The 17,542-nt window shown below is 62.8% G+C and carries 14 protein-coding genes; 5 read left to right on the top strand and 9 right to left on the bottom strand.

The genetic code is table 11. The annotated features are described in order from the left end of the window. The first annotated feature begins 18 nt into the window (after positions 1-18). Positions 19-3,894 carry a glycosyl transferase family 36 gene (locus GSQ73_RS03425; protein WP_158880996.1) on the top strand — a complete coding sequence of 1,292 codons (3,876 nt, stop codon included), beginning with the start codon at positions 19-21 and terminating at the stop codon, positions 3,892-3,894. 258 nt (positions 3,895-4,152) lie between these two features. On the opposite strand, the gene GSQ73_RS03420 is transcribed toward GSQ73_RS03425, so the two are convergent. The 4 genes from GSQ73_RS03420 to GSQ73_RS03405 form a co-directional block, all read right to left on the bottom strand. Next, positions 4,153-4,857: a LytTR family DNA-binding domain-containing protein gene (locus GSQ73_RS03420; protein ID WP_158881711.1), complete on the bottom strand. Its 705-nt coding sequence runs from the start codon at positions 4,855-4,857 to the stop codon at positions 4,153-4,155. Continuing rightward, on the bottom strand, positions 4,857-5,888 hold the full coding sequence (locus GSQ73_RS03415) for a histidine kinase (protein ID WP_158880994.1): 1,032 nt from the start codon (positions 5,886-5,888) through the stop codon (positions 4,857-4,859). The genes GSQ73_RS03420 and GSQ73_RS03415 overlap by 1 nt, the downstream gene beginning before the upstream one ends. Positions 5,889-5,918: 30 nt before the next feature. Next, positions 5,919-6,581, bottom strand: coding sequence for a dienelactone hydrolase family protein (locus GSQ73_RS03410; RefSeq protein ID WP_158880992.1), 663 nt, complete (start codon positions 6,579-6,581; stop codon positions 5,919-5,921). 77 nt (positions 6,582-6,658) lie between these two features. After that, positions 6,659-7,498 carry an energy transducer TonB gene (locus GSQ73_RS03405; protein WP_158880990.1) on the bottom strand — a complete coding sequence of 280 codons (840 nt, stop codon included), beginning with the start codon at positions 7,496-7,498 and terminating at the stop codon, positions 6,659-6,661. A gap of 180 nt (positions 7,499-7,678) precedes the next feature. On the opposite strand from GSQ73_RS03405, the gene GSQ73_RS03400 reads away from it, so the two are divergent. Further along, entirely contained in the window at positions 7,679-10,105 is a 2,427-nt protein-coding gene (locus tag GSQ73_RS03400; protein WP_158880988.1) for a prolyl oligopeptidase family serine peptidase, read from the top strand. 9 nt (positions 10,106-10,114) lie between these two features. Then, a complete protein-coding gene (locus GSQ73_RS03395) occupies positions 10,115-10,609 on the top strand; it encodes a shikimate kinase (RefSeq protein ID WP_158880986.1) in 495 nt (164 codons plus the stop codon). 40 nt (positions 10,610-10,649) lie between these two features. Here the strand turns inward: GSQ73_RS03395 and GSQ73_RS03390 are convergent, their stop codons facing one another. Next, entirely contained in the window at positions 10,650-11,612 is a 963-nt protein-coding gene (locus GSQ73_RS03390) for a winged helix-turn-helix domain-containing protein (RefSeq protein ID WP_254063252.1), read from the bottom strand. Positions 11,613-11,863: 251 nt separating this feature from the next. Between GSQ73_RS03390 and GSQ73_RS03385 the strand changes: the two genes are divergently transcribed. Beyond that, a complete protein-coding gene (locus GSQ73_RS03385) occupies positions 11,864-12,496 on the top strand; it encodes a YceI family protein (protein ID WP_158880984.1) in 633 nt (210 codons plus the stop codon). 138 nt (positions 12,497-12,634) lie between these two features. Then, on the top strand, positions 12,635-13,336 hold the full coding sequence (locus GSQ73_RS03380) for a hypothetical protein (RefSeq protein WP_158880982.1): 702 nt from the start codon (positions 12,635-12,637) through the stop codon (positions 13,334-13,336). 35 nt (positions 13,337-13,371) lie between these two features. On the opposite strand, the gene GSQ73_RS03375 is transcribed toward GSQ73_RS03380, so the two are convergent. The 4 genes from GSQ73_RS03375 to pgl all read right to left on the bottom strand — a co-directional run bounded on the left by GSQ73_RS03375 (position 13,372) and on the right by pgl (position 17,522). After that, a complete protein-coding gene (locus GSQ73_RS03375) occupies positions 13,372-13,926 on the bottom strand; it encodes an NADPH-dependent FMN reductase (protein WP_158880980.1) in 555 nt (184 codons plus the stop codon). A 241-nt stretch (positions 13,927-14,167) separates the two neighbouring features. Beyond that, entirely contained in the window at positions 14,168-14,821 is a 654-nt protein-coding gene (gene eda / locus GSQ73_RS03370) for a bifunctional 4-hydroxy-2-oxoglutarate aldolase/2-dehydro-3-deoxy-phosphogluconate aldolase (protein ID WP_158880978.1), read from the bottom strand. A 105-nt stretch (positions 14,822-14,926) separates the two neighbouring features. Then, positions 14,927-16,744 (bottom strand): phosphogluconate dehydratase, encoded by a 1,818-nt coding sequence (gene edd, locus GSQ73_RS03365; protein ID WP_158880976.1) that lies wholly within the window; start codon positions 16,742-16,744, stop codon positions 14,927-14,929. A gap of 64 nt (positions 16,745-16,808) precedes the next feature. After that, a complete protein-coding gene (gene pgl, locus GSQ73_RS03360; RefSeq protein ID WP_158880974.1) occupies positions 16,809-17,522 on the bottom strand; it encodes a 6-phosphogluconolactonase in 714 nt (237 codons plus the stop codon). Positions 17,523-17,542: the final 20 nt, after the last annotated feature.

The following is a 17,542-nucleotide window of genomic DNA, read 5'->3' as shown; positions in this document are numbered from 1 at the left end:
GCAGGAGTTCATCGCCCCATGTCCAAGCCTCCATCACCGCAACGGTCGGCGCGCACGCTGCTATCCAACGGGCGCTACACCGTGATGCTCGGCGCCAACGGTTCGGGCTTCAGCCAGTGGAACGACTTGGCAGTGACACGTTGGCGCGAGGATCGCACCGTCGATGGCTGGGGCAGTTATCTCCTGCTGCGCGACGAGGAAAGCGGCACGGTGTGGTCGGCGACGCCGCAACCCATCGGCATCGAAGCGAATGACGAAGCGACGTTCGATGCCGGCCGCGCGACATTCCGTCGCGAACATGATGGCGTGCACAGCACGCTGGATATCGCGGTCGCTCACGATGCAGATATCGAACTGCGCCGACTGACGCTGAGAAACAAGGGCGATCGTACGCGCATGCTCTCGATCACGTCGTATGCGGAACTGGTGATCGGATCGATCGGTGGCGACAACGCGCATCCGGCATTTTCGAAAATGTTCGTGCAGACCGAATGGGATGCGGAGAGCGATCTCTTGCTGGCGACGCGTCGACAGCGCGCAGACAGCGAACCGAAGATATGGGCGGCGCATGCGCTGCAGGTCGTTGGCGAGACCGGCGGCACGGTCGAACATGATACGGATCGGGCGAGCTTCCTCGGTCGCGATCGCAGCTTGCGCAACGCGCAGGCGATGCAGGCCGACGTCGTGCTGGCCGGAAACACCGGCTGCGTACTTGATCCGGTATTCAGCCTGCGCCGCTTCGTGACGCTCGAACCTGGTGCCAGCGCGTGCGTGTTGTCGTGGATGTGTCTGGCCGATTCGCGCGAAGCGGCCATGAAGCTCACCACGCGATTGGCAAATGCCGACAGAGGCGAAGCACTGATCAACGGCGCGATGCAGTACGCGCAAACCGTATCTCAGGCATCTGGCATCGACGCTGCACATGCCGGGCAACTGTCGCAACGTCTCGCCGCACTGCTGGTCAGCGATCCATCGCAGCGCGCGCCTGCCCATGTGCTGGCGCGTGGCCGTGGTGGTGCGCCCACGTTGTGGGCTGCCGGCATTTCCGGCGATCGGCCGATCCTGCTGATTCGACTCGACACCGTCGATGCGATGGCGCAGGTGCGCGATGCCGTGGCGGAGCAAAATCAGCTGCGCAGCCAGCGGCTGGCGTTCGACATCGTGATATTGAACGCGGCGCGCGGCCCCGATGGCGACGCGGTGCAGGCCGCACTGGATGACGTGGTCAAGTCACAACAGCAACGTCTGAAAAGCGATGATCATCTGCCCAAGGTCGAGCTGTTCGTGCTGCGCGACGACGCGATCAGCGATGCGTTGCGCGATGGCCTGTTGACCGTGGCGCGCGTGGTGGTCGGTGTAGCGCAGGATGCTTCCGCCGATGCGGTGCCGGAAGAATCCGCAAGCGTGGCCGAACCGATTCGCGCCACGACGGCCGCATCCGCGCCGGATGCGCCAACGCTCAGCGAGCTGGAATTCGCCAACGGCAGCGGCGGCTTCAGCGACGATGGACGCGAATACCGCATCGAACTCGACGACGAACGTCGTACACCCGCGCCGTGGGTGAACGTGATCGCCAACCCGGCATTCGGCTTTCTCGTCTCCGCCGAAGGCGGCGGTTACACGTGGTCGCTCAACAGCCAGCAGAATGCGCTCACGCCATGGCCGAACGATCCGGTCAGCGACAGTCCGCACGACGTGTTCTACCTGCGCGACGAAGATAACGGCGACGTGTGGAGCGCTACCGCGCTACCGGTCCGTGTGACCGGCGCCAGTTATGTCGCCACGCACGGAAAAGGCTGGAGCCGATTCACCACCGATGCGCACGGCATCGGACTGGAACTGACGCAATGCGTGCCGGTAGCCGATTCGGTGAAGCTGTCGCGGCTCTGCGTCGTCAATCGATCCGATCGCACGCGGCACCTTTCCGTCACCGGTTATGTCGGATGGATGCTCGGCGGAAACGGCAGCACGCCGGCGCCCTTCGTGGTGACGTCCCGCGACGAAGCCACCGCTGCGCTGTTCGCGGTGAATCACTGGCGGCCCGACTTCGGTGATCGCGTCGCGTTCTTCGATATGGGTGGCGTGCAGCAGTCGATGTGCGGCGATCGCGGCGAATTTCTCGGCGCGCTCGGTCACGTGGCCGATCCCGCAGCGCTGCGCGACAACACGCCGCTCTCCGGATCGCTCGGCGCCGGGATGGATCCGTGCGGCGCATTGCAGGCGCGCATCACCCTGCCGCCGCACACGCAGATCGAAGTGACCTTCGCGCTCGGCGATGCCGCCAGCGAAGCGGATGCGCAGGCGTTGATCGCGCGCTATCGCGACACCGACATGGACAGCGTGCTTGCCGACGTCGCCGCGCAGTGGATCGGCGTGCTCGACGCGGTGCAGGTGCAGACGCCCGATCGCGCGATGGATGTGCTGATCAATGACTGGCTGCTCTATCAGGTGCTGGCTTGCCGCGTGTGGGCGCGCACGGCGTACTACCAGGCCAGCGGCGCGTACGGATTCCGCGATCAATTGCAGGACGTGATGGCGCTGTGCGTGAGTCGCCCCGATCTCGCGCGCGAACATCTGCTGCGTGCCGCCGGCCGACAGTTTGCCGAAGGCGATGTGCAGCACTGGTGGTTGCCGCCCGGCGGCCAGGGTATCCGCACGAAGATCCGCGACGACCGCATCTGGCTCGCCTACGTTGCCATGCATTACGCCAGCACCAGTGGCGATCATCAGGTTCTGGAGGAAGCGTTGCCGTTTCTCGTCGGCCAGGCGATACCGGACAACGCCAGCGATGCGTTCTTCCAGCCGTCGCTGTCCGATCAATCGGTGTCGCTCTACGAACACTGTGCGCGCGCGCTGGACTCGAGCCTCACGCGTGGTGCGCACGGATTGCCATTGATCGGCACCGGCGACTGGAACGACGGCATGAATGCGGTGGGCGAAAAAGGCCGCGGCGAAAGCGTCTGGCTTGGCTGGTTCCTCCTCGACACGATCAGCCGCTTTGCGCCCCACGCGACCGAGCGCGGCGAGAACGAACGCGCGGGCCGCTGGCTCGATTACGCCGACGATCTACGCGGCGCGCTGGAAGAGTCGTGGGATGGCGAGTGGTATCGCCGCGGCTATTACGACGACGGCACGCCACTCGGCTCGAAGGACAACGACGAGTGCCGCATCGACGTGATCGCGCAATCGTGGAGCGTGCTGGCCGGCACAAACAACCAACAGCACGCCAGCGCAGCAATGGCGTCGGTCGACCGACTACTCGTCGATCACGACAACGGCATCGCCGAGCTGTTCACGCCACCGTTTGATCACAGTGCGCAGAACCCCGGCTACATCAAGGGCTACCCGCCCGGCGTGCGCGAAAACGGCGGGCAGTACACGCATGGCGCGACATGGTCGATCTTTGCCTGGGCGAAACTCGGCGATGGCGATCGCGCCGCGGCACTGTTCGACCTGCTCAATCCGATCCGCCACAGCGACAGCGCGGAGGCCGTCGAGCGTTACAAGGTGGAACCGTACGTGGTCAGCGCGGACGTCTATTCGGTTGCGCCGCACGTCGGTCGCGGCGGCTGGACCTGGTACACCGGCTCGGCCGCATGGCTCTATCGCGCAGGTCTGGAAGCCGTGCTCGGCTTTCATTTGCTCGGCGATCGATTGCGCATCGATCCATGCATACCCAAGGCGTGGCCGGGCTTCGGCATCACGTTCCAGTACCGCGTGGGCGGGCGCATGACACGGTATGAGATTGGCGTGGAGAATCCGGATGGCGTTTGTCGCGGTGTCGCGTTCATCGAAATGGACGGCCAGATGGTTTCCGGCGACGGGGGCGTGAATCTCGTTGATGATGGCGGAGCGCATGTGTTGCGAGTGGTGCTCGGGAGCATTGTGGTCTGAGCCATCAGGTTTCGCGATTCACTGGAGCGCGTCATCTGTGTAACCAGATTGGCGTGAATGGCCTACTTCGCGCCATTCCGGCGAAGGCCGGAACCTATCCTCATGCCGTCGTCGAAAAGGAAGGCAACGTCCTTTCGATCCCCCTGCGGGCGAGTCGTCCACGTCTCACCGCCTGCACAGAGAATTGAAGGTCAAGAGCGCAGTTCAGAAGCAGAGCACATCGAGGCCCACAGGCACGCATGACCAAACTATTGCCACTCAACCCAGTCGCAGCAGCTTTCTCACCGTCGGCAGATTGCGTCGGCTGATTTCGGGGGCGAGGTCGGTGCCATCCAGCCTCGCAAGCACACGGCCGTCGGCCAGTGTGCGGATGCCGAGCAGGCGCGCTGGCGGCACCAGGCAGTTGCGGTGCAGTCGGATGAATTGATCGGGATGGGTTTCTTCCAGTTGCCGCAGTGATTCCTCGATCAGCAGTTCGCCGCGGCGGTGTTGCACGGTGACGTATTTTTCGTCGGCGACGAGGCTGATTACCTCCTCAAGCGAGATGCGCACCTGTTCTCCGCGCATGCGTCCGTGGAGATACGCGACCGGCTCGCGCGGCATGTCGTTGAGTCGTCGTTGCGCACGTTGCAGTGCTTCGCGAAGGCGATCCAGTCGCACGGGCTTGAGCAGGTAATCGACGGCACCGAGGTCGAAGGCTTTCAGCGCATGTGCTTCGTAGGCCGTGCAGAAAATCACCAGCGGTCGTGGTCGGCCGGAGAGTCGCTGCGCGACGGTGGTGCCGTCGATGCCAGGCATGTTGATGTCGAGCAGCAGGACATCCGGGCGCAGATCGCTCAACGATGCGAGTGCGGCGTCGCCATCGCCGAGGCTGCCGATGACTTCGATGTCGTCGCAATCGCCCAGCAACGCGGCGAGGCGTGCACGCGCCAGCGGTTCGTCGTCGACGACAAGCACGCGTATCACGGCGTTGCCATTGGCAGTTGCAGTTGCACGATGAAGCGATCGCCTTGCGGGCCGGCCTGCACTTTCGCCTGAGGGCCGTAGCGATAGGCGACGCGCTGCATCACGCTGTTCAAGCCGTGACCATGGCCGGATACAGCCGGCGTGCCGGGCAGCGGGTTGGTGATTTCGATATGCAGGGTGTGTCCCTCGCGCCGACCGCGCAGCGTGACATCGCCGCCGTCACGCAACGGCTGGATGCCGTGGCGCACGGCGTTTTCCACCAGCGGTTGCAGCAACAGTCGCGGCAGCGGGAAATCGGCCGGCAGATCGTCGAGCTCGCGATGCACGCGCAGGCGTGCGCCGAGTCGCAGTTGCTCGATTGCGAGATAGCGTTCCACCAGTGCGAGCTCGTCACCGAGCGTGCCATCGCCGATATCATGCTGGCCGAGCGCGGCGCGAAACAGTTCGGAGAGATCCTCCACCGTGCGTTCGGCGGCATCGGGATCGACACGGATCAGTGCGGCCACCGTGTTCATGCTGTTGAAGAGAAAATGCGGGCGGATACGCGCCTGCAATGCGTCGACCTGCGCGCGCGTGACAGCTGCAAGCCGCGCCTGCCACTGCGCCAGCACATAGAAATAGCGCAGCATCGCCGCGCCGAGCAGGGCGGCAATCAACAAGTCGTCGCGCACGAACGCGAACATGCCGCTGCTGATCAGGTTGATCTGCAGCGAGCTGTCGAGCCAGCGCACCAATGCACTGGCGGTGCCCACGATCGCCATGATCAGCAGCCACACGGCCAGATACGGCATGTGTTTCGGCAACCGTTGCAGCAGCGCACGCAACTTGCACAATGTCACCGCGATCACCAGCGCCAGCCACGTCACGAACAACATGCTGACGCTGTAGGCCGGCCATTCGCGCTGCTGATCGCGCGCCAGCCACATGATCGTCACAGTCAACGCGCCGACGACGAAAAGCGCGAACAGTGCCGGTAATTGGCAGAAGTCGGGCAGCGGACTGTGTTCGACGGGAGCGCGCTCGGGCATGCGGACAAGTATGCCCGAGCGCGGGCAGAGCTACGCGAGTCGCAGGCGCATCCACTGGCGCAGGTCCGCGACTTCCTCGGCGCACACCGAATGCGCCATCGGATAGCTATGCCATTCCACCGTGTAACCCAGCGATGTCAGTACATCGCGCGAGTCGAGCCCGCGTTGTTGCACCACCACCGGATCGGCACTGCCGTGGCCCCAGAAAATCGGCACCGTCGCGTTCGCGGCACTGCGTTCCTCCGGCAACGCCGCATAGGTTGGCAGGTAGGTCGACAGCGCGATGATGCCGGCCAGTTTCTCCGCATGATGCAAACCGGCCGCCAGCGCGATCGCGCCGCCTTGGGAAAACCCCGCCAGCAGAATCCGTTCGCTCGGCACGCCGCGCTGATGTTCGCGCGCGATCAACGTTTCCACTTCATTGACCGACGACCGCATGCCGGACACATCCTGCCGCGCATTGAGATCGAAAGCCGCGATGTCGTACCACGCGCGCATCGACATGCCGTTGTTGATCGTCACCGGTCGCACCGGTGCGTGCGGAAACACGAAACGCAACGGCGGCAACGACGCATCCGACAGTTCCGGCACGACCGGCGCAAAGTCATGCCCATCGGCACCAAGGCCATGCAGCCAGATCACGCTGAAGCGCGCGGCGGAAGAGGGTTCGTGTTCTACGGCGGGAAGGGTCATGTGTGGCTCGTTGAATGAAGGGGCGCTGGCGACAAGTTCGGATACGGCGGTCGTCCATCACGCTTCTGTGCGTGGATTCAAAGATGCATCGCTATCGGATTGACTGCACGTGGTCGAAGCACGCTGGACATGCCGGAGCGCCAGCCGCGATCTGCATGGATGCCGACCTCGAAACCTGTGCTCGCCATGAAACGGCGAGTAGCTTCATTCGGCATTTCCAGAGCATCGTCGCTGGTGGTTTGCTTCTCGACTCCGCAATAGCCTCTCGAGGTCGACCGTCCCATACGCCGTCGATCCAAGGTGGCACCAACGGAATTCAGACGAGAACTGGCCCCATTCAGACTGAAGCTGACGAGTATGCGCAGGCGAGCGGGAACCGGTTTTCCGTCAACCAGTTCGGGGATGAATTTGTTTTTCAGGATCAGGTTTTTGACCTCTTGAAGAAGGGACGCGCCATCGCCTTTTCCAACATTCATTTGCGAATCACTGATTGTCGTTTTTCCGTCACTCTGCATTTCTCCGATCACCGCGACATCACCTTCGACTCGATCGCGCATCGCATCGCGAGGGTAGTGCGGGAGCTTGTAGTCCCACTTCGGTCCCTGGCTGACATACCGGATGGTGACCGTGTATTTTCCGGAAGCGTCGGTTGTTGCTTCGAACTTGATCTTGATGAAGGTGTGCGCGGGCAGCGCCTTTCCTTCTTGTTGAGCAGGTACGAAGGTCCAATGCTTGAGCGCGAGATCAATCACGCCGGCAATGGGTTTGGAAACGCCCGCATCGACTTGCGTCTGCGTCACGACGCCTTGCGCGTCCACGTCAGCGCCAACCACGAAGCTTGCTTTTCGCGTGTCATCGGCCTGTGCCGGCAAAGCGCAAACCAAAAGAAGCACAAGCAACCAACGCATGCTTTTCATTGTTGATCCCCTGCCAGCCTGAAGTCCTTAGCCAAGCCCTCATCATGCCGCAGCCAATGTTTGCAGGCTACCGGGACCATGGACAAACCCGCGCTCTCCTGCACCGTAGCGTCTGACTTCCGGCAGTGATGGGCGCTGCCGCCCTCGGTTATCCTGATTCTTTGCCCGGGGACAACTTCCATGCGCCGACTGCTGCTTTCAGCTCTGATTGCCTCGTGCACGTTGCCGACGGTGGCGGCGGCAGCCCCGGCGACCGCGCCGCTCGACATGGAAACCATCATGGCGAATCCCGACTGGATCGGGCCCGCGGTGGAGTCGCCGTACTGGAGCGTGGACGGGCGCAGTCTGTATTACTCGCTGAAGCGCGATGGCAGTCCGGTGCGCGATTTGTACAAGGTCGATCCGGCGGGCGGTCAATCACGAAAGCTCGATGCCGTCGCGATGTCGCAGGCGGAAGGTCCGGCGGTGTTCGATCGCACGCATCGACACGCGGCGTTCGTGTTGCACGGCGATGTATTTCTGGTGGATGTGACAAGCGGCCGTCGCACGCAGGTTACGCGCACGCCGCAGCAGGAACTGACGCCGCAGTTTTCAGCCACGGGTGATGCGCTGCAGTTTCGTGATGGCAACGACTGGTACAGCTATGAACTCGCCAGCGGTGTGACGTCTCCGGCCGCGGTGCTGAAATTCGCTGACGATCCGCAGGCAAAAAAAACCGACGCGCTGGGCGAGCAGCAGCTGGCGTTGTTCAAGACCCTGCGCGAAATCAAGGCCGACAAGGATGCGCAGCGCGATGAGCAGCAGGTGCTGGATGCGGCTGATGCAGGCCGCGTGTCACAGCCGTTCTGGCTGGGTGGCAAGCTGGCGCCGGTCGATACCGAACTGTCGCCCGACGGTCGCTGGATGCTGGTGATCACCACGCCGAAGGATGTCGATAGCGGCAAGGCGCCGCAGATAAGCCACTACGTTACCGACAGCGGTTACATGGAGCCGGAGGACGCACGCACGTACGTCGGTCGTGCCGATCCTGCGCCGCAATCGCTGATGCTGCTCGACTTGGTTCATCACCAGCAATACGCGCTGAAAACCGACGCGCTGCCGGGCATCAAGGATGATCCGCTGGCGGACATTCGCAATCGCACCCTTGCCGCTTTGAAGAAAGCTGGCAAGGACGACGAGGCCAGCGCGTTGAAAGCGCCGGACGTGCGTCCGCTCACGGTGCTCAGCGCGGACAACGGCGGCGGCATCGTGTGGAGCGATGACGGCCGCAACGCCGCGGTCCAGCTGCGCACCATCGACAACAAGGATCGATGGATCGCCAGCGTCGACTTCACCCATCACGCACTCGTCAGCCAGCATCGATTGCGCGACAGCGCGTGGATCAACTGGAACTTCAACGATTTCGGCTGGCTCAAGGACGGCCGCACGCTGTGGTACCTGAGCGAGCAGTCGGGTTATTCGCAGCTCTTCAGCAAGACGATCGACGGCAAGGTCACGGCGCTGACGCCCGCCGGCAAATTCGAGGTCAGCCATCCGCTACTCAGCGACGATGGCAAGTGGTTCTACGTGCGCACCAACCAGGTCGCGCCGTACAGCTATGACGTCTATCGGGTGCGGGCAACCGGCGGAGCGCTCACGCGCGTCACGAACTATCAGGGCATGGACGATTTCAAGCTTTCGCCCGATGGAACGCAGCTCGCCGTGCTGCATTCGTCGCCTTATGTGTTCGCGCAATTGGCCGTCCAAACCAGTGCAGGCGGCGACGCACGAGAACTGACCAACACGATGAAGCCGGCATACACGGCGCATGCGTGGATCGCGCCGAAAATCGTGCAGATTCCGTCCAGTCACGGCGCGGGCGTGATCTACGCGAAGTACTACGGGCCGGCCGATGAAAGCGAGGCGGCGAAGCGGCCGGCGGTGTTCTTCGTGCACGGTGCGGGTTATTTGCAGAACGTCACGCTGTCATCCACGTATTACTTCCGCGAGCAGATGTTCAACAACCTGCTGGTGCAGAAAGGTTACGTGGTACTCGACATGGATTACCGCGCATCCGATGGCTACGGTCGCGCATGGCGCACGGCCATCTATCGGCAGATGGGTCATCCGGAACTGGAGGATCTGCTCGACGGCAAGGCGTGGCTGGTGAAGAACCACGGCGTCGATCCGCAACGCGTCGGCGTGTACGGCGGCAGCTATGGCGGCTTCATGACCGAGATCGCGTTGCTGCGCGCACCCGGCGAATTCGCCGCCGGCGCCGCACTGCGCGCGCCGTCCGACTGGACCAGCTACAACGACGAATACACCTCGGACATCCTCAACGATCCGCAGCTCGATCCGGAGGCGTACAAGGCCAGCTCGCCGATCGAATACGCCGCCAATTTGCGCGACCCGCTGCTGATCGAACACGGCCTGATCGACGACAACGTGATGGCCAGTGATTCCATCCGCATCTACCAGCGCTTCGTCGAACTGCACAAGCAGAATTTCTGGATCTCGCTGTATCCGCTAGAGCGCCACGGGTTCGAACATGCCGACGACTGGTACGACGAATATCGGCGCATCGGCGAGCTGTTCGACACCTATCTCAAGCCGACCAGAAACTGACCGGATCGCATGCGAGTTCTTGTGTTCGGAAATTCGGGATCGGGTAAAAGCACCCATGCGAAGGCGTTGGTCGTCGGGCATGGCGTGGCACACCTCGATCTCGATGCGATCGTGTGGGAACCCGGAAAGGTTGCCGTCCAGCGACAGCCCGAATCGATCCGCGCATCACTCGATGATTTTCTTTCGACGCACAGTGAATGGGTGATCGAAGGTTGCTATGGCGATCTCGTGGAGCATGCCTGCGCGAGCTGCACCGAACTGGTTTTTCTCAACCCGGGGATTCAAACCTGCCAGGCGAACAATCGCCGACGTCCCTGGGAGCCGCACAAGTACGCATCGTCGGCAGAGCAGAACGCGATGCTGGATGCGCTGCAAGCGTGGGTGGCCGGTTACTGCAGCCGTGACGATGCGTGGTCGTACGCCGCGCATCGAAAAATCTTTGATGCGCATCCCGGTCGCAAGACCGAGTACGTCGACGCGTTGTCAATCGCTTTGCGGCGCTGATCAAATCACAGTGGCGCAAACGGCCGCCGCGACGCGTTGCTCAATGTGATCCCAGTGATGCCTTGGCGATCGCGGCATGCACCGAACCGGACATTTCGGCTGCAATGTCTTTCTGGATTTTCAGGATGTCGCCTTCCGGCCGATCGTAGGTTTCGGTCCACGCCACATAGCCGTCTTGCGCCCGAATCAATCTCGCAGCAACGCGAACCGTGCCGTCCGACTTGCGGATGCTGCCGTCGAGCACGTAGACGACCCCGAGTTTTTTCGCGATCTCCGCCACCGGTGTGGGCTTGTCCTTGAAATAGAACGACGAGGTAGGCCCCGGAACCCGAAAGTCCGGCAGCTTGCTCAGGTCGCCGATCAGTTCTTCGGTCATGCCATCGGCGACGTATTCCTCGTTCATGGCCTGCGTGGTCAGGTCGAGGAAGGGCAGCACGGCAATCGACGGTGCTGGTGGTTGCGCGGCATCGATTGCGGGCGCAGCACGTTTTCCGTAGATCAAAACGGCGGCGGACAGCACGAGGATCAGCGCGACGCCGATGCGAGGTGCGGTGGATGATCGGCCCGGCGTCACTGCAGCGATGCGTGGCGTGGCGACTGCCTGCGCTACCGGTGTCGTGGCGGCTGATGGCAGCGATTCGTCGCCCCATGGACTGACCGCGGCCACCATGCGATAGCCCAGTCGCGGCACGGTCGCGATGTAGGTCGGCCGTTTGGGATCGTCGCCGAGCTGGCGGCGCAACGAGGTGATCGCCTGATAGACCGAGTCCGGCGTGACGATCACGCCGGACCACACGTGATCCAGCAGTTCGTCGATGCTGACGACGGAACCGGCGCGTGTCGCCAAGCACAACAGCAGCCGCATGCCGCGCGCTTCCACCCGCACGGTTTCGCCCGCTCGCGAGATCTGGCCGGCGCGTGGATCGACACACCAGTCGCCGATCCGCAACCGCATCAGTGTCGGGTCGTCCATGTCGTTCGGTGGCGAAGACGGGTTGGGCATGAAAGGGCTGGTCTCGAATGACAACGGATGAGCCGGTCGGCGTCGATGAGAAAGGAAAATTTCAGAACTATTCGGAGCGTTTCAGGCCGGTTTCAGGACTTCCCGAATCCCGGGCGCAGATATTAACCCGGCACTCGCTAGGCCATTCGCCGCGGTGCATTCCCCGAGTCCAGCCATGTCCTGCCATGTCGCTGCCGGCGTCGTGGCGATGGCTTGGCCTGATCTCGCAGACCACCACAGGAAACCATCCGATGACTTGCCGTCTTGTTCTACTCGCTGCGCTCGCTTTCGCCGCTGCCCCGCTCGGCGCCACCACGTATACGTTTGAACCCAACTACACGCAGGGCGTGTTTCGATGGGATCACCTCGGGTTTTCGCATCCGTCCGCACAGTTCAGCCAGGCGCAGGGCACGCTGAATTTCGATTCGGCGCAACCCGCGCGGTCGTCCGTGTCGGTCAGCATTCCGCTGGCCAGCCTTGCCACCGGCGTGGCCGACCTCGATGAGGATTTCCGTTCTACGGATTTCTTCGACCTGCCACGGTTTCCGGCCGCGACATTCAAGAGCAGCAAAGTCGAACCACTGGAAATGCCCAACCATCTCAGGGTCACGGGCGAATTGAGCCTGCATGGCGTGACCCATCCCGTCGTGCTCGATGTCTCGCTGATCAAGGTTGGTGTCAATCCGCGCAACACGCTGCCGACCATCGGTTTCGAGGCCACCGCGACGCTGCGTCGCTCCGAGTTTGGCCTGGGCAAATACATACCGGATGTCGGCGACACGATCCGCGTGCAGATCAACAGTCAGGCGGTCGAGGCGAAAGCCTATGCGGATTACCTGAAAGAGAAAGCGGCAGAGCGGGCCGCTGCGGCATCGAAGAAATAGGTCGGACCGCGCCCCGCCATCCAACGGTCACCGCAATAAAAAAAGCCTGGCCGACGGATCGCAGATGAGAAACGCATGCCGACATCGTCGCTCTGCGAATGCTGTCGATTCAAAAATCGATCAACGAATGGAACCCGCATGAACCCATGGCTCGGCAACGCCATCAACCGCTACTTCTACTTCGCCATGTCATTGGTGATCGCCATGATCGTGATCGCCGGTTTCGGCCACACGATCGGTCCACGACTGCTCCACTCACCTGTTCCGCGCCCTTTGATCCTGCACATCCACGTCGCCATCTTTTGCGCCTGGGTCATCTTCTTCATGCTCCAGACCGCGCTGGTCGGCTGGCGCAACGTGTGGCTGCATCGCAGGCTCGGAGTGTTCGGCGCATTGCTTGGTTGCGCGATTCCGCTCGTCGGCACGGCCACTGCCATCGTCATCGATCGGGCCGAAGGTCATCATGGCGATGGCGCAGCAGCATTTCTCGCCGTGTCGCTCTACGACATGGCGGCGTTCGCCATCACGTTCGGACTGGCGGTCAGCTGGCGCAAAAAAACCGAGCGACATCGGCGGTTGATGCTGATTGCAACCTGCGGGCTGATGTCCGCGGCCATCGCCCGCATCATCGCCGGCGCTGTGCCGTTCGAATGGATTTATGCGGGCGTCGATGGGCTGATCCTGTTGGGCGCACTGCGCGACCTGCTGATCATGCGGCGCGTGCATCTGGTGTACCTGGTTGCACTACCGCTGCTCGTGTTCGGGCAAGGCGTCGCCATTTGCCTCGCGCTGGCGCGTCCATTCTTCTGGCTGCATGTCGCGCATCAAATCATTGGATGACCGGCGCGATTCGGTAGCGGACAAAGGGATACGGCCTATCGCGCCATTTCCACCCATTTCGCAAATGCCTTCATGAATTTGTCCAGAAACTTTGCGGTTTCATCGGATGTCAGCTTGCCGTTGTCGTCGAACAGATCCGCCACACCGCCGATGTACGCCTCCGGTTGCTGCATCACCGGCATGTTGAGAAACACGAATGTCTGCCGCAGCGCGTGGTTCGCGCCGAACGCGCCTAGCTTGTACGGCGTGACGCTGACCACGCCGGCCGGCATGCCGTCGAAGACGCTCTTTCCTGAAGGCCGTGAGCCGACGTCGATCGCATTCTTGAGACCGCCCGGAACGGAACGGTTGTACTCGGGGGTTACGAACAGCACGGCCTTCGCGGCCTGCATTTCTTCGCGGAAACGCGACCAGCTTGCGGGTGGTTTGTCGTCGAGGTCTTCGTTGTAGAGCGGCAGGTCGCCAATTTCGACGATGTTGCAACTCAGCGATTTAGGCGAGTGTTCCATGAGCGCTCGCGCCATCTTGCGACTGAAAGACGCAGCCCGCAGGCTACCCACGATGATGGCGACGGATGTCGACTCGGTCATGCCAATTCTCCTTTGACGGATTCACGTCGCTCGAAGCTTGGCCGCCGCAGAGTTAGAACCATGTGCATGCCGCGTGTGGTTGGGCTTGATCGTGCGCATGCGTGTATTCGGCGGGATGCATGGTGTGCATCGAGGCACGGCGGCCAAGTAGATGCGCGCATTCCGATATTTCACCGACGATGGTTGATCGATAGCGAATGGCTTTTCGCTGGCGATCGGTTTGCGCTTGCGTCAGGCCAGACTATGCGGGCTTGCGCAGCCCTGCCGCTTCACGCGCCAGCAATTCAATGCCGAGCCAGTCACCGCTCGCGAGTTTGTCCGCGGGCGTCAGCCATGAGCCGCCGACGCACAGCACGTTGGGCAGGGAGAGGAAGTCGCTCGCGTTGGCGAGACTGATGCCACCGGTGGGACAGAAGCGGATCTGCGGCAGCGGGCTGGCCCATGCGCCGATGAGTTTGTGTCCGCCAGCGGGAACGGCGGGAAAGAATTTCAGAAACCGATAACCGCGTTCGAGCATCGCCATCACTTCACTCGCGGTGGCGGTGCCGGGAAGCAATGGCAATTCGCAATCGTCGGCTGCGTCCAGCAGTCTCGGTGATACGCCGGGCGACACGGCGAAGCGCGCGCCGGCGTCCTGCGCGGCTTTCAGATCGCGCGCGGTAAGCGCGGTGCCGCAACCTACGATCGCGCCTTCCACTTCGGCGGCGATCGCGCGGATTGCGTCGAGCGCGGCCGGCGTGCGCAAGGTGACTTCGATGGTCGGTATGCCGCCGGCGACCAACGCGCGCGCCATCGGCACCGCGGCCTTCGCGTCGTCGATGATCACCACGGGGATCACCGGCGCGAGGCGCATGAGGGTTTCGACCTGTTGCTGCTTTTGTTCGATAGTGCTCATGGAATCACTCGTATGGATGATTTTGCAGGAGCGCACTCTGTGCGCGAATCATGTTGTTACAGGGCCGGGGTGTTCGCGCACAGGGCGCGCTCCTACATGTTCGTGTTACAGCACGCCGGCGCCGAGATCCGCGGTGGTGGCGGCCTGGCGGAACAGACCGAACAGTTCGCGGCCCATGCCGTGGTGCTCCGCCGAGAGATCGGCGGTCACAGGCAAACGCGCGGCCAGTTCGCTTTCTTCCATCAGGACGTCCAGACGTCCATTTGCCGCGTCCAGCCGAATCATGTCGCCGTTCCGAATCTTGGCGATCGGCCCGCTGGCCACGGCTTCCGGCGTGACATGGATCGCCGCCGGCACGCGGCCGGAGGCGCCGGACATGCGGCCATCGGTGAGCAGTGCGATGCGATGGCCGCGATCCTGCAGCAGCGCGAGCGTCGGCGTGAGCTTGTGCAGTTCCGGCATGCCGTTGGCTTGTGGTCCCTGAAAGCGAACCACCGCGATGAAATCGCGATTCAGTTCGCCACGCTTGAACGCATCGGCGACTTCGTTCTGGTCGTGGAACACGATGGCGGGCGCTTCAATCAGCAAACGATCGTCCGGCACCGAAGACACCTTGATCACCGCGCGACCGAGATTGCCGGTGAGCATGCGCAAACCGCCATCGGCGCGGAACGGTTCGTCGGCGCCGCGCAGCACGCCGCGATTGCCACTCTGTTTCGGTACCGCGTTCCAGCGCAGCACGCCGCGATCATCGAGTTCGGGCAACTGCGCATAGCCTTCCATGCCGGTGCCGAAAATCGTGCTGACGTCGGCATGCAGCAAGCCGGCGCCGAGCAATTGATCGATCAGGAACGCCATGCCGCCAGCCTGATGAAACTGGTTCACGTCGGCGTAGCCGTTCGGATAGACGCGCGCGAGCAGCGGAATCACTCTGGACAGTGCGTCGAAATCATCCCAGCGCAACTGGATGCCGGCCGCGTGCGCAATCGCCACCAGATGCAGCAGGTGATTGGTGGAACCGCCGGTGGCGTGCAAACCGATCACGCCGTTGATGATTGCGCGCTCGTCGATGATGTGGCCGACCGGCAGCAGGTTTTCACCCGGCGCGCTGAAGGCGCCGATGCGACGCACGACGTCGGCGGTCAGCGCATCGCGCAGTGGCGTATCCGGCGGTTCGAAACTGGCGCCGGGCAGATGAAGACCCATGATCTCCATCAGCATCTGGTTGGAGTTGGCGGTGCCGTAAAACGTGCAGGTGCCGGCGGTGTGATACGACGCGGCTTCGACTTCCAGCAGTTCCTCGCGCGTCGCCTTGCCGTCAGCCCAGGCCTGGCGCACTTTCGATTTCTGTTCGTTGGGAATGCCGCTGGGCATCGGGCCGGATGGCACGAAGGCGCCGGGCAAATGGCCGAAACTCAGCGCGCCGATCAGCAGCCCCGGCACGATCTTGTCGCAGATGCCGAGGTACAACGCGCCATCGAACATGTCGTGCGACAGCGCAATCGCCGTGGCCATCGCAACGAGGTCACGTGAGAACAGCGACAGCTGCATGCCGGGTTGACCCTGTGTGACGCCGTCGCACATCGCCGGCACGCCGCCGGCCACCTGCGCGGTGAAGCCGGCGTCGCGCGCGATCTGTCGGATCAAGGTCGGGTAACGCTCGTACGGCTGATGCGCCGAGAGCATGTCGTTGTACGAGGTGACGATGGCGAGGTTCGCGCGACGACCGTTGCGCAACGCGTCCTTGTCGTCGGCGCCGCACGCAGCGAAGCCGTGCGCGAGGTTGCCGCAGGAAAGATGTTCGCGTTGCGGACCGTTGCGATCGATCGCATCAATGCGACGAAGATAGGCCGAGCGCGTCTCGCGACTGCGTTCGCGCAGACGTTCGGTGACTTCGGCGATGACGGGGTGCAGCGTGCTCATGCGGAAAACTCCAGGTCGGCGTCGACATCCTGCGACGCGTCCAGATCAATCGATCGATGCCGCCTCAGGGGCACCAGTACACAGCGACCGGCACGCGCTGCTGAGTCAGCACCGCGCGCACCGGATAATCCTTTGCTTCGCCAAGACCTAGCCGGGCATCGGCGAGCATGTCGCGTTTTTTCTCGCCGGTGATCAGCAGATACAGCGAATGTGTGTCGAGCAACGTCGACAGACTCAGCGTGATGCGCGATTCGCCGGCGCCGGGCGCGCGCATCGTCAGCACGCTGGCGCGTCCATCCGGATTCAGCGCTGCAGCGAGGTGATCGCCGCCGGGAAAGAACGAAGCGGTGTGGCCGTCGTCACCCATGCCGAGCACCACGGCATCGAATGGTCGCGCGAGCGCATCGACGCTTGCGGTGGTGGCGGCGAGACCTTCTTCAGGCGTCGACGCGCCGTTGAATAGCGGTACGAAGGTGGCCTCGCTCGCTGCATGCTGCAGCAAGGTCGTCTTCACCAGACGCGCATTGGAGCGATCGTCGCTGTCCGGCACCCAGCGTTCGTCGACGAGGGTGATCGTGACCTTCGCCCAATCGAGCGTTTGCTGCGAAAGCCGGGCGAAGAAATCCTTCGGGGTGCTGCCGCCGGATACGGCGAGCAGCGCTTTGCCGCGATCGGCGATGGCGTTGCGCAGTTGCGCCGCGACGCGTTCTGCCAATGCAGTGGCTTGCGCGTTGCAGTCGGTAAAACTGTGAGTGGTGACGTTCAATTCGCTGGACATGTTGTTCGGTCGTCAGAGCC

The sequence above is a fragment of the Rhodanobacter sp. L36 genome (assembly GCF_009765755.1).
Classification (GTDB): domain Bacteria; phylum Pseudomonadota; class Gammaproteobacteria; order Xanthomonadales; family Rhodanobacteraceae; genus Rhodanobacter.
The sequence above is the reverse complement of the archived record's forward strand: the minus strand, read 5'-3'. Positions and strand labels throughout refer to the sequence as shown.